Origin of the sequence: Serratia sp. SSNIH1, from assembly GCF_002935055.1 — a bacterium.
In the GTDB taxonomy this organism is placed as follows: Bacteria; Pseudomonadota; Gammaproteobacteria; order Enterobacterales; family Enterobacteriaceae; genus Serratia; species Serratia nevei.
Genome location: NZ_CP026383.1, coordinates 3,181,001 through 3,202,870, shown reverse-complemented (window position 1 = coordinate 3,202,870; position 21,870 = coordinate 3,181,001). Strand labels below are relative to the sequence as shown.

Annotated in this window: 16 protein-coding genes and 1 pseudogene; 7 read left to right on the top strand and 10 right to left on the bottom strand. The window is 59.8% G+C overall.

Going from position 1 to position 21,870, the window contains the following annotated elements:
• Positions 1–28: 28 nt before the first annotated feature.
• Positions 29–277, bottom strand: coding sequence for a hypothetical protein (locus C3F38_RS15435; protein ID WP_004930507.1), 249 nt, complete (start codon positions 275–277; stop codon positions 29–31).
• 194 nt (positions 278–471) lie between these two features.
• The gene (locus C3F38_RS15430) at positions 472–1,494 is read right to left on the bottom strand and encodes a hypothetical protein (protein WP_055316994.1); all 1,023 of its coding nucleotides are present in this window, start codon (positions 1,492–1,494) and stop codon (positions 472–474) included.
• A gap of 228 nt (positions 1,495–1,722) precedes the next feature.
• On the opposite strand from C3F38_RS15430, the pseudogene zntB reads away from it, so the two are divergent.
• Positions 1,723–2,707: pseudogene (zntB, locus tag C3F38_RS15425) on the top strand (zinc transporter ZntB).
• A gap of 218 nt (positions 2,708–2,925) precedes the next feature.
• Here the strand turns inward: zntB and C3F38_RS15420 are convergent.
• The 4 genes from C3F38_RS15420 to nifJ all read right to left on the bottom strand — a co-directional run bounded on the left by C3F38_RS15420 (position 2,926) and on the right by nifJ (position 9,356).
• Positions 2,926–3,324: a VOC family protein gene (locus C3F38_RS15420; protein WP_038880343.1), complete on the bottom strand. Its 399-nt coding sequence runs from the start codon at positions 3,322–3,324 to the stop codon at positions 2,926–2,928.
• A gap of 146 nt (positions 3,325–3,470) precedes the next feature.
• Positions 3,471–4,409: a tRNA 2-thiocytidine(32) synthetase TtcA gene (ttcA, locus tag C3F38_RS15415; protein WP_049198275.1), complete on the bottom strand. Its 939-nt coding sequence runs from the start codon at positions 4,407–4,409 to the stop codon at positions 3,471–3,473.
• 250 nt (positions 4,410–4,659) lie between these two features.
• Positions 4,660–5,580: a GNAT family N-acetyltransferase gene (locus C3F38_RS15410; RefSeq protein WP_038880339.1), complete on the bottom strand. Its 921-nt coding sequence runs from the start codon at positions 5,578–5,580 to the stop codon at positions 4,660–4,662.
• Positions 5,581–5,822: 242 nt separating this feature from the next.
• Positions 5,823–9,356, bottom strand: a complete 3,534-nt coding sequence (gene nifJ, locus C3F38_RS15405) for a pyruvate:ferredoxin (flavodoxin) oxidoreductase (protein ID WP_055316977.1) — start codon at positions 9,354–9,356, stop codon at positions 5,823–5,825.
• Between the two features lie 236 nt (positions 9,357–9,592).
• On the opposite strand from nifJ, the gene ssmE reads away from it, so the two are divergent.
• Positions 9,593–9,925, top strand: coding sequence for a multidrug efflux SMR transporter SsmE (ssmE, locus tag C3F38_RS15400; RefSeq protein WP_004930487.1), 333 nt, complete (start codon positions 9,593–9,595; stop codon positions 9,923–9,925).
• A 499-nt stretch (positions 9,926–10,424) separates the two neighbouring features.
• A complete protein-coding gene (locus tag C3F38_RS15395) occupies positions 10,425–10,679 on the top strand; it encodes a DUF333 domain-containing protein (RefSeq protein ID WP_015377999.1) in 255 nt (84 codons plus the stop codon).
• Between the two features lie 29 nt (positions 10,680–10,708).
• Here the strand turns inward: C3F38_RS15395 and hslJ are convergent, their stop codons facing one another.
• Positions 10,709–11,137, bottom strand: a complete 429-nt coding sequence (gene hslJ, locus C3F38_RS15390) for a heat shock protein HslJ (RefSeq protein ID WP_038880335.1) — start codon at positions 11,135–11,137, stop codon at positions 10,709–10,711.
• Between the two features lie 50 nt (positions 11,138–11,187).
• A complete protein-coding gene (locus C3F38_RS15385; RefSeq protein WP_055316978.1) occupies positions 11,188–12,180 on the bottom strand; it encodes a 2-hydroxyacid dehydrogenase in 993 nt (330 codons plus the stop codon).
• Between the two features lie 468 nt (positions 12,181–12,648).
• Between C3F38_RS15385 and C3F38_RS15380 the strand changes: the two genes are divergently transcribed.
• The 3 genes from C3F38_RS15380 to C3F38_RS15370 are packed head-to-tail and all read left to right on the top strand — an operon-like array spanning position 12,649 to position 15,787.
• On the top strand, positions 12,649–15,261 hold the full coding sequence (locus C3F38_RS15380) for a YdbH family protein (RefSeq protein ID WP_055313564.1): 2,613 nt from the start codon (positions 12,649–12,651) through the stop codon (positions 15,259–15,261).
• On the top strand, positions 15,258–15,455 hold the full coding sequence (locus tag C3F38_RS15375) for a YnbE family lipoprotein (protein WP_038880327.1): 198 nt from the start codon (positions 15,258–15,260) through the stop codon (positions 15,453–15,455). The genes C3F38_RS15380 and C3F38_RS15375 overlap by 4 nt, the downstream gene beginning before the upstream one ends.
• A gap of 8 nt (positions 15,456–15,463) precedes the next feature.
• Complete coding sequence (locus C3F38_RS15370; protein WP_038880325.1) at positions 15,464–15,787, top strand: YdbL family protein; 324 nt, start codon at positions 15,464–15,466, stop codon at positions 15,785–15,787.
• A 118-nt stretch (positions 15,788–15,905) separates the two neighbouring features.
• On the opposite strand, the gene azoR is transcribed toward C3F38_RS15370, so the two are convergent.
• A complete protein-coding gene (azoR, locus tag C3F38_RS15365; RefSeq protein WP_015377994.1) occupies positions 15,906–16,511 on the bottom strand; it encodes an FMN-dependent NADH-azoreductase in 606 nt (201 codons plus the stop codon).
• A gap of 269 nt (positions 16,512–16,780) precedes the next feature.
• Between azoR and hrpA the strand changes: the two genes are divergently transcribed.
• Positions 16,781–20,668, top strand: a complete 3,888-nt coding sequence (hrpA, locus tag C3F38_RS15360; RefSeq protein ID WP_071934099.1) for an ATP-dependent RNA helicase HrpA — start codon at positions 16,781–16,783, stop codon at positions 20,666–20,668.
• On the opposite strand, the gene C3F38_RS15355 is transcribed toward hrpA, so the two are convergent.
• Positions 20,646–21,803 (bottom strand): MFS transporter, encoded by a 1,158-nt coding sequence (locus C3F38_RS15355; protein ID WP_055313568.1) that lies wholly within the window; start codon positions 21,801–21,803, stop codon positions 20,646–20,648. The two genes, hrpA and C3F38_RS15355, sit on opposite strands and share 23 nt — an antisense overlap.
• Positions 21,804–21,870: the final 67 nt, after the last annotated feature.

Sequence of the window (21,870 nt, the reverse complement as noted above, 5' to 3'; positions counted from 1 at the left end):
ATTTCGTTATTTCAGAGAGAGGTTACGCTTATAGACAGTCCCGCATGGCATCCACCACCACGCGGCCGCTCATGTCGGTCTGGGTGATGCGGTAGCTGGTGGGGTACGAGCGTCGGGTGCTGAAACGATCGTGGACGGAGACCTTGCCAATCTGCAGGCCGGCGGCGTTCTTCACCACAAACTCACTGATCTCTTCCTGGCCCTGGTTTTGCAAATGGATATTACTGATTTTTTCCAGCGTATCGCTGGCGTTTATTTTTAAATGGTCGCGTAACATAACTACCTCCTCGTAGTGAGAAAAGTATATGCCCCTAAAATTTGCGCTGAAACAGCTTTGTGTTGATTTATTATTATCATTTTGAATTAAAAATGATAGCAATATGTTAAGTCATAATAATAACGGCATTGCCAGCGTTTTATCGGCGATATTGCCTGATTTGTCGGCAAAGGTTTATTTCATTGCCGTTATTATTAGTCTGCATTAATGGGGAAAAGCGCCTGCCTGGCCGCCGGGGCGGGAAAGACGCAGGCGACGTTGTGCCCGCAGCCGGGAACGATCGTTAACCGATGCGGCTTATCCGGCGCCAGATAACGCCGGTCATAGTCGGCATAGGCCAGGGCACGTTGCAATCGATAGGGGCCCTGCAGCTGGGCAGCGCAGGATTTGTCGAGTATCCGATAGTAGGCGCACGGCGCGGTGCCGGTATCATCGGCGGCGGCCAGGTAGGAGATATCCGCAGCGGCATAGCGCCGGCGTGCCGCATCGGCAGTGCGATGCAGGTGAGCGGGAAGCGATTCCAGGCCGTATTTCCACCGGTTGGCCTGTGGGCACTGGCCGGCGTTCAGCGTTTGCCAATGGAAGCGGCAGGCTGTTTCACTGCCACAGCTCCCCCCGTTTATTGGTTGGGGGCGCAGATGATCAAAATAGAGCCAGCTGCCGGGATCGGCCACCACATAGCGCAGCCGCACCCCGCCTGGCGGATGGGCAAAGCCGACATAATGTTGCACGAACTGGGCGCCGGCAGAGAAACCGGCCACGGTTATCGTCTGCAGCGACGGCCAGCGCCGTTTCATATCGGCCAGCAGGTTATCCATGGCGTTGAACGAACCTGTCTTCCCGGCATTATCCAAACCGCCCTCGATCCAGGAGCCGCAGCGCCACAGGGCGTCGCCGTCTTGCGGCTGGGGCAGACCGGCGGAATGGCAGTGGACGGCGAGTTTTTCCGGCACCTGGAACAGCGGGGCGGCCAGTAAAGTATCGCCTCCCGCTCCTGCCGCCTGCGCGGCGTCGATCGCCGATTGCAGCGTTTTAACGGCGTCGCGCGGATGACCGTGCATCACCACCAGTGCGTTACGCGGCTGGGCGCTGTGCTCATGGGCGACATAGTAAGAAAAATTGCCGCCGGGCGTCGCGACCCGTAAAGGGTTGGACATGCGTTCCAGCGCCGGCTCCGCGCGCAGCGGTTGGCTGGCGAACAGCAGCAGGGCCGCCATGGTACAGAACAGGCGCCGCAGCACAGCCAGGTTCAATGCAAAATGTCTTGCGCCTGATTCACTGCTTCCCGCCATCGTCGTTCCTCACCCGTTCGCAAATGTGGCTTCGCCTGAAGTATAGAGCACGCTTTTAGCCCGGCGTGAAAACTGGCGTTACAGCTTGGCCTTTGATCTCCAAGGTGTTAACGCTAGACTCAGCAACATAAGCAAGACTGAGGGGATAAATGAATGGATGTGATTGAGGGGAGCGAGCTGCAGGTCGCTGATGCGGTTTATGCTTATCAGCTGGACGGCAAGGGGGGGCGTAACGCCGATCGAGCAGGATGACAAGATCACCTGCGACGCGCCGTGCTGGCTGCATCTCGATTATGCGCACCCAGCCAGCGCCGAATGGCTGAGCACCACGCCGCTGCTGCCGGACTCGGTGCGTGAGGCGCTCTCAGGCGAAAGCTCACGGCCGCGCGTCAGCCGCCAGGGTGAAGGCACCATGATCACTCTGCGCAGCATTAACTTCAACGCCAACTCCCGGCCGGATCAGCTGGTCACCATCCGCGTGTACATCACCGATAAACTGATTATCTCCACCCGGCACCGCAAGGTGTATTCCATCGATCAGGTGGTGAACGATCTGCAGAGCGGCGCCGGGCCGACCAACAGCGGTAGCTGGCTGGTGGAGATTTCCGATGCGTTGACCGATCACACCAGTGAATTTATCGAGGATCTGCACGACAAGATTATCGATCTGGAGGACGCCTTGCTGGAGCAGCAGGTGCCGGAGCGCGGCCAGCTGGCGTTGATCCGTAAACAGCTGATCGTGCTGCGCCGTTACATGGCGCCGCAGCGCGACGTCTTCGCTCGGCTGGCCAGCGATCGCCTGCCGTGGATGAGCGACGACGATCGCCGCCGCATGCAGGACATCGCCGATCGCCTGGGGCGGGGATTGGACGATCTGGACGGCAGCATCGCACGCACCGCCATCTTGTCCGACGAAATTACCACGGTGATGGCCGACGCGATGAACCGCCGCACTTACACCATGTCATTATTAGCAATGGTATTCTTACCTACCACCTTCCTGACCGGGCTGTTTGGGGTCAACCTCGGCGGCATTCCGGGCAACAGTGCACCGTTTGGTTTCGTCACCTTTTGCCTGATGCTGCTGGCCCTGGTGGGCGGCGTCGCCTGGTGGCTGAAGCGCAGCCGCTGGCTGTAGGCAAAAATGACGAAAACCCGGTTAACATTGAGCAATATCAACATTTAGCCGGGGGAAATGGGGCATGATCTCTCTCGCAGGTGAATGCAACGTCAAGCGATGGGCGTTGCGCTCCATAATTGTCTTACTTTCTTATTTTTGAATTACTGCATAGCACATTTGATTCGTACAATGCCGGTTTAATCACCGGCATTTTTTTATTCGGCTTGCCCACTTCTTCAGGCCGCGCTTTCATCCCAGAAGCTGGCTTCAATCTTGTGCCCATCCAAATCCCGAACAAAGCAGCCGTAGTAAGCCTCACCGTAGTGCGGCCGCGAACCGGGCGCGCCTTCATCGACGGCGCCGGCCAGCAGCGCCTGCCGATGGAATTCATCCACCTGTTGCTTGCTGGTCGCGAAAAAGCCGACGTGCGTGCCGTTGCCGGGGGAGGCAGGCAGGCCGTCAATCGGCACCTGCAGCCAAAACTCCGGGTAGTCGCGGCCGTAACCGATGGCGCCGGGATGTTCCAACACGCGTCGGCAACCCAAGGCGGCCAGCGCACGATCGTAAAAGGCCGCGGCGGCCTCGAAATCGTTGGAGCCTAGCGAGACGTGGGACAGGCAGGGGGTAATATTCATTGCGCGCTCTCCAATTGACTGTATAAATAAACAGTATAGGGTAAAAACGGCACTGCCCAGTAAATTTTGCGCAAACTGTGAACAGGATCGAGATCGTCGAGAGCGGGGAATGTCGCCGCTTGCAGAGGGCAAGCGGCGAGAGGGGCTTATTTGATTTCCAGCACGTTCAACCGCTCTGGCGCTGGCACCGCGTCGTCCGAGTCTTCCGGCTGCCAACCGACCGGTTGCATCGGGATGTCTTCGCGATCGAAGGCCAAATCGCCGCCGTCCACCACGGCGCTACCGTGGTGAATGCCTTTGAAATCGAACAGATTGATATCGCTCAGGTGCGAAGGCACCACGTTTTGCATGGCGCTGAACATGGTTTCCAATCGGCCAGGGTAACGCTTGTCCCAGTCGCGCAGCATGTCGCCGATCACCTGGCGCTGCAAATTAGGCTGCGAGCCGCACAGGTTGCACGGAATGATCGGGAAGGCTTTGGCGATCGAGAAACGCTCGATGTCTTTCTCGCGGCAATAGGCCAGCGGGCGAATGACCACGTGTTTGCCGTCGTCGCTCATCAGCTTGGGCGGCATGCCTTTCATCTTGCCGCCGTAGAACATGTTGAGGAACAGCGTTTGCAAAATGTCGTCGCGGTGGTGGCCCAGCGCTATCTTGGTGGCACCCAGTTCGGTGGCGGTGCGGTACAGAATGCCGCGGCGCAGGCGCGAGCACAGTGAACAGGTGGTTTTGCCTTCCGGGATCTTGTCTTTGACGATGCTGTAGGTGTTCTCTTCGACGATCTTGTACTCCACCCCCAGGCTTTCCAGGTAGGCGGGTAGAATATGCTCCGGGAAGCCGGGCTGTTTCTGATCGAGATTCACCGCGACTAACGAGAAGTTAATCGGCGCGCTCTGCTGCAGGTTGCGCAGGATCTCAAGCATGGTGTAGCTGTCTTTACCGCCGGACAGGCAGACCATGATGCGGTCGCCTTCTTCAATCATATTGAAATCGGCGATCGCTTCGCCCACGTTGCGGCGCAGGCGCTTTTGCAATTTATTCAGGTTGTACTGCTCTTTTTGGCTAACGGATTGCTTTTCTGACATTTAAATCGTGCTCATTCTCAATGGGGGGCACTAGGGGCATGGCGTTGTAGACCGCGAGTTTACCATTCAACCGGCCAATTTTGATCATTATTCATCATCCAGCTTCCACGCGCCCGACGCGAGGCCTGTATGGTACGGATTGCGCGCAGGAATGCCAGCAGGTTTTAGCGACAGATTCGTCCAGACGGAGACTGCAGGAGCGGAATAACGTTTGGGGCAGGGGCGTGCAGAGCTAAAAACGGCTGGCGGTTTACACCGCCAGCGTGCGTCCCAGCGGTGCGCGCTCGCACCAGCGGTCTTTATACGGCGCCGTTGGTTTGCCGAAGGAATAGCGCATTTCCTTACCTTCTCGCTCGCATAGCTCATAGGCGGCCCGCACGTTTAACCAGGTGACGATGGTTCCAGGACAAAAACCATCCTGTTCGCGATCATACCCCCCGTTGACATAGTCAAAGCAAATCCATTTGGGGCTGTCCGCCCTGGTTATGAACTGGAATGCACAGGGCTGGCCGTTATAAAACAACACATAGCCGAATATCATGTCACGCAGCGACGTAATCATATCAACCATTTGTTGCTTGTTATCGGGTTTGACTCCCCAACGCCTCTCAAACAGCTCCAAATAAATGTCCGCTAGCTGGTTCGGCGTTAATAGCGCCTGATCCACGACATCGCCTCCGGAATTTAGGAATTTTTTTAATTCGCGGTTTCTGCTGTTCTTGGTCGATGATGAATAGCCGCCCTTGCCGCAGGTTTTTGCGAGGCATATCTCTCTTTGACTATTCAGCGAAAACGTTGAGTTAATAACGGAATGGCCATTGATGGAAGAAAGGATTTTAGACCGATAGGGAATAAGCGTTTTAATCCGACGATTGATCGGTAAAATCATTTCGTCTTTATTGAACATGAAGCTATCGATGCCGATTTTTTTAGAAGCTCGGCCAACGATGGCGATTTCTTTATTAGCATTGGTGCAGAAACCACCGAGGAGCGCACCATTGGGGGCGTGCATGACGTAGTACTTATGACGCAGATTTAACTGACGTTGCATGAAGTTTAAAACGTCAGGATGAGTGACAAAACTGCCGCCATAAAGGTTGTAACATGCTCTATATTCTTCTGCTGTGCCTTTACGCCACCCCCCGGCGAAAGAAAGTAATTTTCGTATCATGATTATTTTTTATCGTCAGTATTCAGCGGCAGGGAGTATACACGCCATCAACACAAAAATTAAGGGGCACAGCTCGCATTTTTATGCTTATTGCCGTTTTGGTTAAATATTAGCATTCAGAATGTCAATTCTTGAAAACGATAACCATCACTGTTGATTATTTGTTGATAAGTAAGTTTTGTTGTTAACGTTTCACGGGCGGTAAGAGAACAGGGCGCGAATCGCTCGCGCCCTGAAGGGGATTACTCAGTGGCGGATTTTTCCGGCTTGCCGGCCAGCAGGCTGAGGAAGTCGTATTTCTCCTTCAGCTCTTTCTCAGCGGCCTGATACAGCGCGCTGGCCACTTCCGGCTGCTGCGAGTTCAGGCGGCGGAAACGCTGTTCTTTCAGCAGCGTTTCCGACAGGCTGCTGTTCGGTGGCCGGGAGTCCAGCGCCAATGCGGCCTTGCCCTCGGCGCTACGGCGCGGATCGAAGCGGTACAGCGGCCAGAAGCCGGTGGCGGTCAGCTGTTTCATCTGATCGTGGCTGAACGCCAGATCGTAGCCGTGCTCTTCGCACGGGCTGTAGGCGATGATCAGCGACGGGCCCGGATAGGCTTCGGCCTCCTGAATCGCTTTCACCGTTTGGTTAAGCTGCGCTCCCAGCGAGATCTGCGCGACGTAGACATGGCCGTACATCATCATGCTGACGCCCAAATCTTTGCGCGCCTTGCGCTTGCCGTGTTCACCGAACTTGGTCACCGCGCCGAGCGGCGTGGCCTTCGACTGCTGGCCGCCGGTGTTGGAGTAACACTGGGTGTCGAGCACCAGCACGTTGACGTTTTCCGTCAGGCTGAGCACGTGATCCAAACCGCCGAAGCCGATGTCGTAGGCCCAACCGTCACCGCCGATGAGCCAGATGGATTTATCCACCAGGTAGTCGGCGTCGGCCGCCAGCTGGCGTGCGTCTGCGCCTTCGAGACTCGCCAGCAGCGCGCGCAGTTCGGCGATCTGCTTACGGCGCGGCTCCGGCGCCACATCCTCCATCTGCAGGGCATTGACCAACCGATCCGGCAGCTGCGGCGCCAGCGAATTCAGCAGGCGCAGCACCCGCGCGCGATGTTGATCGACCGTCAGGCGGAAGCCCAGGCCAAATTCGGCGTTGTCTTCGAACAGCGAGTTGGCCCACGCCGGCCCGCGCCCTTCGGCGTTGGTGGTGTACGGCGTGGTCGGCAGGTTGCCGCCGTAGATCGACGAACAGCCGGTGGCGTTGGCGATCAGCAAACGGTCGCCATAGAGCTGGGTCAACAGCTTGATGTACGGCGTTTCGCCGCAGCCGGAACAGGCGCCGGAATACTCGAACAGCGGTGTGATCAGCTGCGAAGTGCGAATGTCGATGCGCTCCAGCTGCGCCGGATCGATTTCCGGCAGCTGCAGGAAGAAGTCGTAGTTGTCTTTCTCCGCCGTCAGATTATCGAGGCGCGAAGCCATGTTGATGGCCTTGATCTCCGGGTTCTGGCGATCTTTCGCCGGGCAGACCTCAACGCACAGGTTACAGCCGGTGCAATCTTCCGGCGCTACCTGCAGCACGTATTTCTGGCCGCGCATATCGCGCGCTTTGACATCCAGTGATTGCAGGGAGGCGGGGGCGTGTTCCATCTCCGCCGGCTGAACCACCTTGGCGCGAATGGCGGAGTGCGGGCAGGCGGCGACGCAGTGGTTGCACTGGGTGCACAGGTCGGGCTGCCAGACCGGGATCTCTTCGGCGATGTTGCGCTTTTCCCATTGGGTGGTGCCCACCGGCCAGGTGCCGTCCGGCGGGAAGGCGGAAACCGGCAGCGCATCGCCCAGCCCGGCGAGCATCGCGGCGGTGACGGTTTTGACGAAGTCCGGCGCGGCGTCCGAGACCACCGGCGGGCGCATCGGGCTGCTGGCGTCGACCGGCTGCAGCGGGATCTCGGTCAGCGCGGCGCGGGTGGCACCCAGCGCCTGCCAGTTGCGCTCGACGATCTCCTGGCCCTTGCTGCTGTAGCTGCGGGCGATGGCGTCCTGCAGCTGTTGCAGCGCCACGTCACTCGGCAGGATCTGCGTCAGGTGGAAAAACGCCATCTGCATGACGGTGTTGATGCGCGCGCCGAGCCGGCATTCGCGCGCCAGCTTGGCGGCGTTGATGATATAGAAACGCGCCTGGCGTTGGTGCAACAGCGCCTGGACCTCCTGCGGCAGGCGCGACCAGACCTCGTCGGCGCCGTAAGGGGTATTGAGCAGGAAGGTGCCGCCTGGCTTCAGGCGTTCAACCATTTGGTACTTATCGATAAATTGCAGCTGGTGGCAGCCGACGAAGTCCGCGCGGCTGACCAGGTAGGCCGAGTTGATCGGCTGCTCGCTGACGCGCAGGTGCGACACCGTCAGGCCGCCGGCCTTTTTGGAGTCGTAGACGAAATAGCCCTGGGCATACAGCGGCGTGGCGTTGCCGATGATTTTGATGTTGTTCTTGGTGGCCGAGACCGAGCCGTCGCTGCCCAAACCGTAGAACAGCGCTTCCAGCGAGGCGCGCTGTGGCAGGATTTCGTCGCTCAGCGGCAGCGAAAGCCCGGTGACATCATCGAAGATGCCGACGGTAAAGCGCGGACGCGGCTGCGGCTGGGCCAGCTCGCGGAACACCGCCAGCGCGCAGTCCGGGCCGAACTCTTTCGACGACAGGCCGTAACGGCCGCCGATCACCCGCGGCAGCGTGGCGCGCTCACCCCGGCTGTAGGCTTCCGCCAGCGCGGTCATCACGTCCAGATACAGCGGTTCGGCCAGCGCGCCCGGCTCTTTGGTGCGATCGAGCACCGCGACGCTGCGCACGCTGTCCGGCAGGGCGTCGAGCAGATACTGGGCGGAAAACGGCCGGAACAGCCGCACCTTCAGGACGCCGACTTTCTCGCCGCGGGCCTGCAGGGTGTCGATCACCTCTTCGCAGGTGCCGGCGGCGGACCCCATCACCACCACCACGCGCTCGGCCTGCGGGTGGCCGTAATAGTCGAACGGCCGATAGTGGCGGCCGGTAAGGGCGGCGAAGGCCGCCATGGCGTCGATCACGTGCCGGCCGGTGGCGTCATACCACGGGTTGGTGGCTTCGCGCGATTGGAAATAGGTGTCCGGGTTGGCGGAAGTGCCGCGCACCACCGGATGATCCGGCGACAGCGCTCGGCTGCGGTGAGCGTCGATCGCCGCCTGTGGCAGCATTTGCCGCAGCGTATCGTCGCTGAGCGGCACGATCTTGTTGATTTCGTGCGAGGTGCGGAAGCCGTCGAAGAAATGGATAAACGGCACGCGTGCGTTGAGGGTGGCGGTCTGCGAGATCAGCGCGAAGTCCTGCGCTTCCTGCACGCTGCCGGCGCACAGCATAGCGCAGCCGGTCTGGCGCACCGCCATCACGTCCGAATGGTCGCCGAAGATAGACAGCGCGTGCGTGGCTACGGTACGCGCGGCGACGTGCAGCACAAACGGCGTCAGCTCGCCGGCCAGTTTGTACAGCGTCGGGATCATCAACAGCAGGCCCTGCGATGAAGTGAACGAGGTCGACAGCGCGCCGGTTTGCAAGGCGCCGTGCACGGTGGCGATCGCGCCGCCTTCCGACTGCATTTCCACCACCCGGGGGATGTCGCCCCAGATGTTTTGCCGGCCATCGCCGGACCAGGCATCCGCCTGTTCCGCCATGGTGGAACTCGGCGTGATAGGGTAGATGGCAATCACTTCGTTGGTGCGATAGGCCACGGAGGCGACTGCATTATTACCATCTGTAGTTATCATCGACGTTACCTTTTCATTGCTCACAAAGCCGCGAAAGCGCACTTCCGCAGTAATGGAAAAAAGTCTAACAGAGGGTTTGAACGCGGCTTTATCGTGTTTGTGTGGCGGGTGATAAATCGTCAAAGTCGTATTTCCTCGCCGATTGGGGGCCGGCGGCAATAATTGTTTTCACTGTTTAAAGACAATTTATTTCCGGCACGTCATAATTGCGCATCGGCAAATTGAAGAAGAAAACCATGAGCGCATTTATGTATTTGACGATGGCGATAGTCGCGGAAGTGATCGCCACCACCATGTTGAAAGCCTCCGAAGGCTTTACCCGCCTGTGGCCGTCGCTGCTGGTGGTGCTGGGCTACGGCGTGGCATTTTGGGGGCTGTCGATGGTGGTCAAGAGCATGCCGCTGGGCATCGTATATGCGATCTGGTCGGGCATGGGCATCGTGCTGGTGTCGGTCGCGGCGGTATTCGTTTATCAGCAAAAATTGGATTGGCCGGCGATCGTCGGTATGGGATTAATTATTGCCGGCGTGCTGGTGATTAATTTACTGTCCAAAGCCTCGGTGCACTGAGTGTTATTTTAATGTGAAAAAAGGCCGGCGTGACAGCAAGTCGCGCCGGTTGAAGAACTCAGCCATCATTCACTGAAAATAGTGGAATGCTAATTACTTAGCGCCGCCAGCATAGACGCTAATATCCTCCTCTCCGGTAGCAAAAAATGCGCCGTCATACTGAAAGCACGCGAAGATAATGAATGCCGATATTGCGGGAGAAATCTCCCCGTCGGCAACAGTGACGTTATCACTTTCTGCATGCGGCCGGGGCCGGGTAGCGGGTGGCGCCGTCACGTTTGGCACCGCGTGCCGGTGTGGAAATATTCTGCAAACAAAATAAATGCCCTGCCGATGCAAAAAAACGACAAATAATGGCTGGAATATATTTTCATTATTTATATATCGAGCTAGATTAAACAAGTTTGCATCAAAGATAGCGAAACGTGTCCGCCAAGTGACGCGCGTTATCAGCAATGGCGATTTTATACAGCGCAGTTCCGGGTTCAGGAGTGGGATAATGACGACATCAAAATGGCTGCTTGCCAGCGCCGTGCTGCTTTTAGCCGCCTGCAGCAGCAATAACGAAGAGCCAGTACAGCAGGGCAACAGTGCCAGAATCAATACGTTGCAGACCAGCGCCGGCTGCGCGGCGGTCGGCGGCGTCACCACCATCGCGCACAACCTGAACGGTGAAGCGCTGCGCATGTGCCAAATGCCGAACGGCAAGCAGTGCGAAGAACGCACGCTGGGCCTGGGCAGCTGCGCCGGGTAAGCCCGCGGCGCCAGGCCTGGCGTGCAGGATCAATACACCCAATCGCGCAGGGTATAGATAAGCGTGTGGCCGCTGCCGTTGAGCGTCAGCTGCTGGGCGTTTAGCGTCACTTCGGCGCCGTTTTCCAGCACGCTGCCGATCACCCGATCCCAGCGGTTGCGCTGTTCATCAGGGCACAGCCTGCGCGTCGTGGCCAGCGGTTTTACCGTCAGCACGCCGTCGCGTAATTGCCCCTGGCCGAAGAAGCGGTTGCACATCGCGCCGGAGACATGCAGGCTCTCGCCGAACTCTAGATTGAGCAGGCCGCCACCCGCCGGTGATTTCGCCGTTTCGCCATCCACGCTCTGCAACACAAAGTTGTGATGTAACAGATCGCCTGGCGTGACGGCCGTGTGTGGTTTCATGCTGCACCCCGCTAAGGCCAGCGCCGCAAGGGCGGTTGCCGTGGTTTTTCTCATCGCGTTCTCTCAAATAAACAGGGCGCCGCAAGGGCGCCCCGAGGTTACGCTCAGGCGTTCAACTGGTTCGGGCAGGCTTCGCCGCGTTCCAGCTGGCTGATGTTCTGCAGCGTGGTTTGCGAAATGCTGGTCAGCGCCTCTTCGGTCAGGAAGGCCTGATGGCCGGTAAACAGCACGTTGTGGCAGGCCGAGAGGCGGCGGAACACGTCGTCCTGAATCACGTCGTTCGACTTGTCTTCGAAGAACAGATCGCGTTCGTTCTCGTAAACGTCCATCCCCAGTGCGCCGATTTTCTGCTGCTTCAACGCGTCGATGGCGGCGGTGGAGTCGATCAGCGCGCCACGGCTGGTGTTGATCACCATCACGCCGTTTTTCATCATCGCGAAGGCATCGGCATTCAGCAGATGGTGGTTTTCCGGCGTCAGCGGGCAGTGCAGGGTGATCACGTCGGACTGCGCGTACAGCGTTTTCAGATCGACATACTCCGCGCCCAGTTCCAGCGCCTGTTCGCTCGGGAAGGGATCGTAGGCCAGCAGCTTCATGCCGAAGCCTTTCAGAATACGCATCGTCGCCATGCCGATTTTACCGGTGCCGATCACGCCGGCGGTGCGGTTATGCATGTTAAAGCCGATCAGCCCTTCCAGCGAGAAGTTGGCGTCGCGGGTGCGTTGATAGGCGCGGTGAATACGGCGGTTCAGGCACATCATCATGCCTACCGCATGCTCTGCCACGGCCTCCGGCGAATAGGCCGGCACGCGCACCACTTTGATGCCCAGTTCCTGGGCGGCGTCCAGATCGACGTTATTAAAACCGGCACAGCGCAAGGCGAGAATTTCGACGCCCAGCGCCGCCAGTTCTTCGAGCACTTCACGGCTGCCGTCGTCGTTAACGAAGAGGCACACTGCCTTGCAACCGGCGGCCGTTTTGGCGGTTTTTTTACTGAGTAAAAAGTCGAAGAATTCCAGCTCGTAGCCAAACTGCTGATTCACCAGTTCGAGATATTTACGGTCATACTGTTTAGTACTGTATATCGCCAATTTCATCGTGGTTTCTCCACCGTGATTTTGTGATCAATTTAACAGATTTTAGTAAATTCGACAATTAGTTAGCCCTTTGCGACGCGGGCGATATGGCCGCTGCCGGGCAGTTGCGGAGGCGTGATACGGTGGAGGGAAGGCGACGGTGGCGGCAGGCGGCAAAAAAATCCCCACGGGGGTGTGGGGAATGGCTTCTCTAGTACACAGTTAGCTAGCAGCTAAACTTTTATTAGAATGGTTGCAAGACTATTAATCATCAACGGTAACGACAATAACAAAAGTCTGAAAACTGTCCTATTTATGTGATGTATATGTAACGAAAATCTACAACCCCGCACACGTTTGCGCCAAGAAGGTGCAAATCGCTTCTGGAACCGCACTCAGCTTCACCCTATGTCAAATTCGTGCCATCATTATTGTCAATTCAGGCATAGACTTAACGAATGCCTAACTCAGGAACGAAGCAATCATTTAATGACCAGGCGATTGAAAGTATTCATAGGGACGGTGGCGGGCTGTGCAATTCTGGTGTTGGCGTTGTGGCAAACCCTGCCGCGCTGGCTGCCGGGAGTGCTATCGCATTGGTTACCGGCGGGGAGCCGGCTGGAATTGCAGGGCAATTTGCACTGGCGTCAGGGCGGCCTGGCGTTGGCGGGGGCGCGTTTCACCGCGCAAGATTGCCTGCTGGCCAACGTCGGGCCGACGCGGTTGGCTTATCACCAGGGCCGCTGGCAGCTGTCGAGCGATAAGGTCAGCGTCGACAGCGCCTGTTTGTCAAAACTGCCGGGCGGCGACGCCAACAGCGCGCCGCTGGCGCTCGATCAACTGCAGCGGGAGCTGCCGTCGCTGGATCTCACCCTTAATGACCTGACGCTCATTCCCTGGCAGCGCTATGCCGGCAAGCTGCAGCTTTCCTCCGGCCCTGACGGGCAACGCCTGCATTATCAGGGGCCGAATCTCAGCGCCGAGGCGCAGCTGGATGAAAAACAGCAGCTGACGTTGCAAAGTCTGACCATTGTCCCGCCCAACAGCGCGCAACCGCTGCACCTCGCCGGCAAGATAACCATTCCGCTGGATTTGGCCAGCCTGCCGACGCAGGGCGCGTTGCAGGGGGAAATGCAGACCGCCTATCTGGAAAAGCCGGTGTTGCTGGACATGCGCTGGCAACAGCAGCAGGGCGTGTTGACGGTGAGCGAAAAAGGCGACGATCGCCCGCTGGCGGTGTTGCCGTGGGAAGTCGCGCCGCAGCGGCTCAGCATCAAGCAGGGCGAGTGGCGTTGGCCGTACAGCGGGCAGCCGTTGAACGGCGGCCTGAACATCGCGCTGCATGACTGGAGCAAAGGGTGGGATGAAACGGAGATCAGCGCGCGGCTGAACGTGATCACCGCCGGCCACAACGGCAAGGGCAATGCGGTGCTCACTCTCGGGCCGGGCAAGGTAGGGTTGACCGACAGCGATCTGCGCTTCCAGCTGACCGGCCAGGCCAATCTGGCCGATTTCTCCACCACCGCGTCGATCCCGGGCGTGATTGGCGGCAGCATTCTTAATCCGACGCTGGTGCTGCAGCCGGGGTCGCTCCTGCGCCTGTGGGGCAAGGTGACGCCGGAAATGAAGCTGGAGGAGGCGCGTTTACCGCTGGCAGGCGTGAAGGTGACCGCCGCCGGTATCACCGGCCGCCTGCAGGCGATTTTGAGCGCCAGCGACAGTTATTGGGGGCGCTTCAAGCTGCACCTGGACGGCCAGGCGCAGGATTTCTGGCCGGACAAGGGTGACTGGCAGTGGCGCTACTGGGGCAACGGCCGGTTGCCGCCGCTGCAGGCCGCCTGGGACGTTGCCGGCAGCGGCCGCTGGCAGGACAGCGAGCTGGTGCTCGACAAACTCTCCACCGGCTTCGACAAATTAAAGTACGGTCTGGTGACGGTCGCCGCGCCGCGCCTGAGCCTCAACCAACCGCTGCGCTGGCGGCGCGATGAACAAAACCCGCAGTTCAACGGCGAGCTGCAGCTGGCGGCGGATAAGGTCAGCTTCAGCGACGGCGGCCATCTGCCGGCGCCGGTGCTGGCGCTGCAGCTGAACGGCCGTTCGCCGGACAATTTCCAGCTGCAGGGCAAACTGCAGGCGCAGCAGATCGGGCCGATCGCGCTGCGCGGCCGCTGGGACGGCGAACGCCTGCGTGGCGAAGGCTGGTGGCCGAAACAGTCGCTGAAGGTCTTCCAGCCGCTGCTCGCGCCGGATCTCAATCTCACGCTGCGCGACGGCGAGTTTTATGCGCAGTCGGCGTTTTCCGCTGCCCGCGAGCAGGGCTTCGAAGCCGGCGGCCACTGGGTGGTGAAAAACGGCGGCATGTGGCTGAAGGACGGCGAAATGAGCGGCCTGGATTTCATCCTGTCGTACCGGTTCAAGCAGCATCAGTGGTTGCTGGGTGCCAAACGGCCGGTATCGCTGCGCATCAAGTCCTTCACCAACCTGTTCGAGATGCAGAACATTTCCGCCGATCTGCAGGGCACTTATCCCTACAGTGAAAGGCAGCCGCTGACGTTGAGCAACGTCGGCGTGGACATGCTCAACGGGCATATCAGCCTGTCGGCGCTGCGGTTGCCGCAGCATGACGCCGCGGTGTTGAAGCTGGACAAGGTCGATCTCAGCGCGCTGTTCACCGCCCTGAAACCGAAGCAGTTCGCCATGTCCGGCCGCGTCGACGGCGAGCTGCCGCTGTTCCTGAACCACCCGAAATGGCTGGTGCAGAACGGCTGGATCGCCAACGCCGGCACGCTGACGCTGCGGCTGGACAAAGACATGGCCGACGCCATCGGCAGCAACAACCTGGCGACCGGCGCGGCGATCGACTGGCTGCGCTACATGGAAATCAACCGTTCGCACGCCCGGGTCGATCTCGACAACCTGGGCGAGCTGACGCTGAGCGCGCGCATCGACGGCATCAACCCGCAGAAGAGCGCCAAGCGCGAGGTGATCCTGAACTATCGCCATCAGGAAAACGTGTTTCAGCTGTGGCGCAGTTTGCGCTTCGGCGACAATTTACAGGAGTGGCTGGAGCAGGCCCTCTCACAACCTGGGGAACAACAATGAAAATCATGAGTGTGCCGGCGCTGGCAGCGGTGCTGTGCGTTTCGCTGCTGAGCGGCTGCGTGCCGCGCATCGAGGTGGCGACGCCGAAGGATCCGATCACCATCAATATGAACGTCAAGATCGAGCATGAAATTCATATCAAGGTGGATAAGGACGTCGAGAACCTGCTGAAAACCCAAAGCGGTCTGTTCTAGGAGCCGACATGAAAAAACGTTATTTGTGGCTGGCCGGCGCCGCCTGGTTGTTCAGCGCCGTGGCGATGGCGCTGACGCTGGATGAGGCGAAGCAGCAAGGGCGGGTAGGCGAAACCCTGAGCGGCTACATCGCGCCGGTGAAGCAGGACGCGGAAACGCTGGCGCTGGTGAAGCGCATCAACGCCGGCCGCGCCGAGAAGTATCAGGAAGTGGCGGACGGCAACCATATCGCCGTCGACGAAGTGGCGCGCATGGCCGGGCAGAAGCTGGTGACGCGGGCGCAGAGCGGCGAGTACGTGCGCGGCATCAACGGCCAGTGGCTGCAGAAATAAAAAAAGCGCGCCGTCTGGCGCGCCAAGAGATACGGATAGATGATTATTATGAGGGTAGTGCAGGTTTGACAGGACGTGCGTCTTGTCCGGCAGGGGTGTGGCACCCCTGCGCAGGGTCTTAGGCAGCAACCACCTGAGACAGGGCTGCCTTGGCGTCTTCCTGGGCTTTGGTCGCCACTTCCGGGCCGTAGGCGATGCCTTCCGCGAAGACGAACTCCACGTCGGTGATGCCGATGAAGCCCAGGAACAGACGCAGGTAAGGTTCTACCAGGTCGGTTGGAGTGCCTTTGTGGATGCCGCCGCGGCTGGTCAGGATCACGGCGCGTTTGTTTTTCACCAGGCCTTCCGGACCGTTTTCGGTATAGCGGAAGGTTACGCCGGCGCGGGCAACCAGATCGAAATAGTTTTTCAGCTGGGTTGGGATGTTAAAGTTGTACATCGGCGCGGCAATCACGATGACGTCATTGGCCTGCAGCTCGGCGATCAGCTCGTCCGACAGGGCCAGCGCTTCTTGTTGACGCGGGGTCAACGGAGCATCGGAAGGACGCAGCGCGCCGACCAGCTCACCGTCCAGCACCGGGATTGGCTGCGCGGCCAGATCGCGTACGGTGATGGTGTCGCCGCTGTGGGCGTTGCTCCATTGCTCTACGAAGAAATCGGCCAGTTGGTTAGACTGAGAGTAGGTCGCCAGGATGCTTGATTTCAGAACCAATACGTTGCTCATCGATAATTCCTTACGTTGTGACAGTGACATCAGGACTCAGCGTCCCTTGCATGAAGTACATGCTATTCACATTCCCCCAACAGTGATAGCGCAATATTTCGAGATCTTCGTTCGATTTTATTGAATGACATGGCGACGCTTTACTCGCGGAAGTAGGGGGAAAAAGCCGTTTGTGATAGGCTGTGCGGCTAAAGTAAAAAAATCGCTAAAAAAACATCAAACCGTTGCTAAGCCTGGCCTTGGCGGCGAAGAAACAAGGAACACCGAACGTGAAATCTCCGCTCGAGGCACTGCCGGCCCAACTGGGTGAGCTGATGCTCCGCGATCAACAACGCCTGCGTCGTCGCCTGCAGGGCGCACGAAAAATCAAAAATCCCGATGCCCAGCTGACGGTTGCCGCCGAAGTAGAAAGCGACATCGCGGCGGCGCGGCAAAAAGTGCAGGTGCGCGCCGCGTCTTGCCCGCGCATTACCTATCCGGAAAGCCTGCCGGTCAGCCAAAAAAAGCAGGACATTTTAAACGCCATTCGCGATCACCAGGTGGTGATCGTCGCCGGGGAAACCGGCTCGGGGAAAACCACCCAGCTGCCGAAGATCTGTCTGGAACTGGGGCGCGGGGTGAAAGGCCTGATCGGCCATACCCAGCCGCGCCGCCTGGCGGCGCGCACCGTTGCCAACCGCATTGCCGACGAGCTGGAAACCCCGCTCGGCGGCAGCGTCGGCTATAAGGTGCGCTTCAACGATCAGGTGGGGGACAATACCCTGGTCAAGCTGATGACCGACGGTATCTTGCTGGCGGAAATTCAGCAGGACCGCCTGCTGATGCAGTACGACACGCTGATCATCGATGAAGCGCACGAGCGCAGCCTCAATATCGACTTTATTCTCGGCTACCTGCGCGAACTGTTGCCGAAGCGCCCGGATCTCAAGGTGATCATCACCTCGGCGACCATCGATCCGCAGCGCTTCTCGCGCCATTTCAACAATGCGCCAATCATCGAGGTTTCCGGCCGCACCTACCCGGTGGAGGTGCGCTACCGCCCGGTGGTCGACGACGGCGACGATACCGATCGCGACCAGCTGCAGGCGATTTTCGATGCGGTGGACGAGCTTGGGCGCGAAGGACCGGGCGACATTCTGATCTTCATGAGCGGCGAGCGCGAGATCCGCGATACCGCCGACGCCCTGAACCGCCTCAATCTGCCGCATACCGAGGTGCTGCCGCTGTATGCGCGCCTGTCGAACAGCGAGCAGAACCGGGTGTTCCAGTCGCACCACGGCCGCCGCATCGTGCTGGCCACCAACGTGGCGGAAACCTCGCTGACGGTGCCGGGCATCAAGTACGTCATCGATCCGGGCACCGCGCGCATCAGCCGCTACAGTTTCCGCACCAAGGTGCAGCGCCTGCCGATCGAACCGGTGTCGCAGGCCTCCGCCAACCAGCGTAAAGGGCGCTGCGGCCGCGTGTCGGAAGGGGTGTGCATCCGTCTGTACTCCGAGCAGGATTTCCTGTCTCGGCCGGCGTTTACCGATCCGGAAATTCTGCGCACCAACCTGGCGTCGGTCATTCTGCAGATGACCTCGCTGGGGCTGGGCGACATCGCAGCGTTTCCGTTCGTCGAGGCGCCGGACAAGCGCAACATTCAGGATGGCGTGCGCCTGCTGGAAGAGCTGGGGGCGATCGCCACCGCCGAAAACGGCCACTATCAGCTGACGCCGCAGGGCCGGCAGCTGGCGCAGTTGCCGATTGACCCGCGTCTGGCGCGCATGGTGCTGGAGGCGCAGAAGAGCGGCAGCGTGCGCGAGGTGATGATCATCACCGCCGCGCTGTCGATTCAGGATCCGCGTGAGCGCCCGATGGACAAGCAGCAGGCCTCGGATGAAAAACACCGCCGCTTTGCCGACAAGGACTCGGACTTCCTGGCGTTCGTCAACCTGTGGGATTATCTGCAGGAGCAGCAAAAAGCGAACTCTTCCAGCCAGTTCCGCCGCCTGTGCCGCAACGATTTCCTCAACTACCTGCGGGTGCGCGAGTGGCAGGATATCTATACCCAGCTGCGCCAGGTGGTGAAAGAGCTGGGGCTGCCGATCAACAGCACGCCTTCCGACTACCGCAGCGTGCACACCGCGCTGCTGACCGGCTTGCTGTCGCACATTGGCCAGAAGGATGCGGACAAGCAGGAATTTACCGGCGCGCGCAACGCCCGTTTCTCGATCTTCCCCGGCTCCGGCCTGTTCAAGAAGCCGCCGAAGTGGACCATGGTGGCCGAACTGGTGGAAACCAGCCGCCTGTGGGGGCGCATCGCCGCGCGCATTGAACCGGAATGGATTGAGCCGCTGGCTCAGCACCTGGTGAAACACAGCTACAGCGAGCCGCACTGGTCGAAATCGCAGGGGGCGGTGATGGCCTGCGAAAAAGTCACGCTGTTCGGTCTGCCGATCGTCGCGGCGCGCCAGGTCAATTACGGCTCCATCGATCCGCTGCTGTGCCGCGAGCTGTTTATCCGCCATGCGCTGGTGGAGGGCGACTGGCAGACGCGCCACGCCTTCTTCCGCGAAAACCAAAAGCTGCGCGCCGAGGTAGAGGAGCTGGAGCATAAATCGCGCCGCCGCGACATTTTGGTGGACGACGAAACGCTGTTCGGCTTCTACGATCGCCGTATTCCCAACGACGTGGTTTCCGGCCGTCATTTCGACAGCTGGTGGAAGAGCGCGGCCAAACAGCAGCCGGACCTGCTGAACTTCGAAAAAGAGATGCTGATCAAAGACGGCGCCAACAAGATCAGCGCGCTCGACTACCCGAACTTCTGGCATCAGGGCAACCTTAAGCTGCGGCTGAGCTACCAGTTCGAACCGGGCACCGACGCCGACGGCGTGACGGTGCACATTCCGCTGCCGATCCTCAACCAGGTGGAGGATCAGGGCTTCGAATGGCAGATCCCCGGCATCCGCCGCGAGCTGGTGATTGCGCTGATCAAGTCGCTGCCGAAGCCGGTGCGCCGCAACTTCGTGCCGGCACCGAACTACGCCGAGGCGTTCCTTGGCCGCGTCACCGCGCTGGAATTGCCGCTGCTGGACGCGCTGGAGCGCGAGCTGCGGCGCATGACCGGCGTGACCGTGTCACGTGATGATTGGCAGTGGGATCAGGTGCCCGATCACCTGAAGATGACCTTCCGCGTGGTGGGCGAGAAAAACCAGACGCTGCGCGAAGGCAAAGACCTGGCCGCGTTGCGCCTGCAGCTGAAAGAGAAGGTGCAGGAGACGCTGTCGGCGGTGGCCGACGACGGGCTGGAGCAGAGCAATCTGCATGTCTGGAGCTTTGGCCAACTGCCGGCGTTTTACGAGCAGAAGCGCGGCGGCTATTCGATGAAGGCTTACCCGGCGCTGGTGGATGAAAAGGACAGCGTGGCGATCCGCCTGTTCGACAGCGAAAGCGAGCAGCAACAGGCGATGTGGCAGGGCACGCGCCGCCTGCTGTTGCTGAATATTCCTTCGCCGATCAAATACCTGCATGAAAAGCTGCCGAACAAGGCCAAGCTGGGGCTCTATTTCAACCCGTACGGCAAGGTGCTGGAGCTGATCGACGACTGTATTTCGTGTGGCATCGACAAGCTGATCGCCGAACACGGCGGCCCGGTCTGGCATGAGGAAGGCTTTGCCCGCCTGCAGGAGCAGATCCGCGCCGAGCTGAACGACACGGTCGTCGAGGTGGCCAAGCAGGTTGAGCAGATCCTGACGGCGGTTTTCAACATCAACAAACGGCTGAAAGGCCGGGTGGACATGTCGTTAGCGCTGGCGCTGTCGGACATCAAGACCCAGCTCGGCGGGCTGGTTTACCGCGGCTTCGTGACCGGCAACGGCTGGAAACGCCTGCCGGACACGCTGCGTTACCTGCAGGCGATCGAACGCCGGTTGGAAAAACTGGCTATCGATCCGCATCGCGATCGCGCGCAGATGTTGCGGGTTGAGCAGGTGCAGCAGGCGTGGCAGCAGTGGCTGAACAAGCTACCGCCGAAGCGCCAGCAGGAGGAAGAGGTGAAAGCGGTGCGCTGGATGATCGAAGAGCTGCGCGTCAGCCTGTTCGCGCAGCAGTTGGGCACGCCTTACCCGATCTCCGACAAGCGCATTTTGCAAACTATCGAGCAGCTTTCGGGCTAAGCTCAGGTGCGCCGGCCGGCAAGCGGCCGGCGCACCACAGGCTCAACAGGCCGCACAGCAGCAGCGTGGCGGCCAAATCCTGCCCGCGCGCCGCGATCGTCAACCCCAGGCCGATCAGCAGATAGTACAGCAGCCCGAATAACGCGCCGGCAGTGCCGAGTTGCTCCCGGTAGCGGGTCAGCGCCTGGCTCAGCACATTCGGGATAGCCAACCCGAACGCCAGCATCACCAGCGCGCAGGGAAGCAGCATCCACAGGCTGTGTTGCCACCAGAACAATGCCACGCCGCTGGCCACCGCCAGCAACCCGCCCAGCAGGATCTGACGCTTGGCGCTGACGCCGCGCGCCAGCAGGTGGCGGTTCAACAGCGCTCCCGCCAGGCTGCCCAAAGCCAGCATCGCGCCCGAGTAGCCAAACTGCTGGCTGCTCAACCCCAGCCTTTCGAACATGAACGGCGCCAGGCTGAAGTAGCTGAACACCATGATATTGAAGCTGGCGACCAGCAGTGCCGAACACCAGATGTGCCGATCGCGCAACATCGTCGTCAGGGCAATGCCCGGTGCGGCGGCCGTTGCGGTCTGCCGCTGCCGCGTTTCCGGCAATGTGCCGTAGCTCCACAGCAGCAGCGCTAGCGCCCAGGCCGCCTGCGCGATGAAGATCGCCGCGCTGCCGCCCCAGGCGACCAGTGCGCCACCGGCAAACATTCCCAGCAGCGGGCTGATGGAAAGCGCGATGCCGACCAGCGCGAACATGCGCCCCAGCGCCGGGCCTTGATAGACGTCACGCAGCATGGTTTGCGTGACGATTGAACCGACCGCGGCACCGAAGGCGATCAACGCACGGGCGGCCAGCAACAGCGTGAAGTTGCCGCTCAGCAGCGCGATGCCGGCGCCGACCAGATAGAGCGCCAGGCCGGCCAGCATCGCCGGACGGCGGCCGAATCGATCGCAGAAGGCTCCCCAAAAGGCGACGCCGAGGGCGAAGGCGAAGAAATAGATGGATAACGTCTGCCCGGCCTGCGCGGCGCTGATGCCGAAATCGCTGCGGATGGCGGTAAGCGCCGGGCTGTACAGCGTTTCCAGGATCTGCGGCGTCATGATGGCGATGACGAGCAGCGGTAAAGATAAGCGTTGCATGATGCACATTCTCCCTAAAAGTTAATGCGGCCAGTATAGGGAGCGGCGCTTTGTTCGATTACAATCA

Excerpts from the sequence above, each read along its gene's own strand:
- nifJ (WP_055316977.1), bottom strand. The coding sequence starts at position 9,356 with ATGATAACTACAGATGGTAATAATGCAGTCGCCTCCGTGGCCTATCGC.
- C3F38_RS15385 (WP_055316978.1), bottom strand. The coding sequence starts at position 12,180 with ATGAAATTGGCGATATACAGTACTAAACAGTATGACCGTAAATATCTC.
- C3F38_RS15420 (WP_038880343.1), bottom strand. The coding sequence starts at position 3,324 with ATGAATATTACCCCCTGCCTGTCCCACGTCTCGCTAGGCTCCAACGAT.
- C3F38_RS15395 (WP_015377999.1), top strand. The coding sequence starts at position 10,425 with ATGACGACATCAAAATGGCTGCTTGCCAGCGCCGTGCTGCTTTTAGCC.
- C3F38_RS15380 (WP_055313564.1), top strand. The coding sequence starts at position 12,649 with ATGACCAGGCGATTGAAAGTATTCATAGGGACGGTGGCGGGCTGTGCA.
- C3F38_RS15410 (WP_038880339.1), bottom strand. The coding sequence starts at position 5,580 with ATGATACGAAAATTACTTTCTTTCGCCGGGGGGTGGCGTAAAGGCACA.
- C3F38_RS15370 (WP_038880325.1), top strand. The coding sequence starts at position 15,464 with ATGAAAAAACGTTATTTGTGGCTGGCCGGCGCCGCCTGGTTGTTCAGC.
- hslJ (WP_038880335.1), bottom strand. The coding sequence starts at position 11,137 with ATGAGAAAAACCACGGCAACCGCCCTTGCGGCGCTGGCCTTAGCGGGG.
- azoR (WP_015377994.1), bottom strand. The coding sequence starts at position 16,511 with ATGAGCAACGTATTGGTTCTGAAATCAAGCATCCTGGCGACCTACTCT.
- ttcA (WP_049198275.1), bottom strand. The coding sequence starts at position 4,409 with ATGTCAGAAAAGCAATCCGTTAGCCAAAAAGAGCAGTACAACCTGAAT.
- ssmE (WP_004930487.1), top strand. The coding sequence starts at position 9,593 with ATGAGCGCATTTATGTATTTGACGATGGCGATAGTCGCGGAAGTGATC.
- C3F38_RS15355 (WP_055313568.1), bottom strand. The coding sequence starts at position 21,803 with ATGCAACGCTTATCTTTACCGCTGCTCGTCATCGCCATCATGACGCCG.
- C3F38_RS15375 (WP_038880327.1), top strand. The coding sequence starts at position 15,258 with ATGAAAATCATGAGTGTGCCGGCGCTGGCAGCGGTGCTGTGCGTTTCG.
- C3F38_RS15430 (WP_055316994.1), bottom strand. The coding sequence starts at position 1,494 with ATGGCGGCCCTGCTGCTGTTCGCCAGCCAACCGCTGCGCGCGGAGCCG.
- C3F38_RS15435 (WP_004930507.1), bottom strand. The coding sequence starts at position 277 with ATGTTACGCGACCATTTAAAAATAAACGCCAGCGATACGCTGGAAAAA.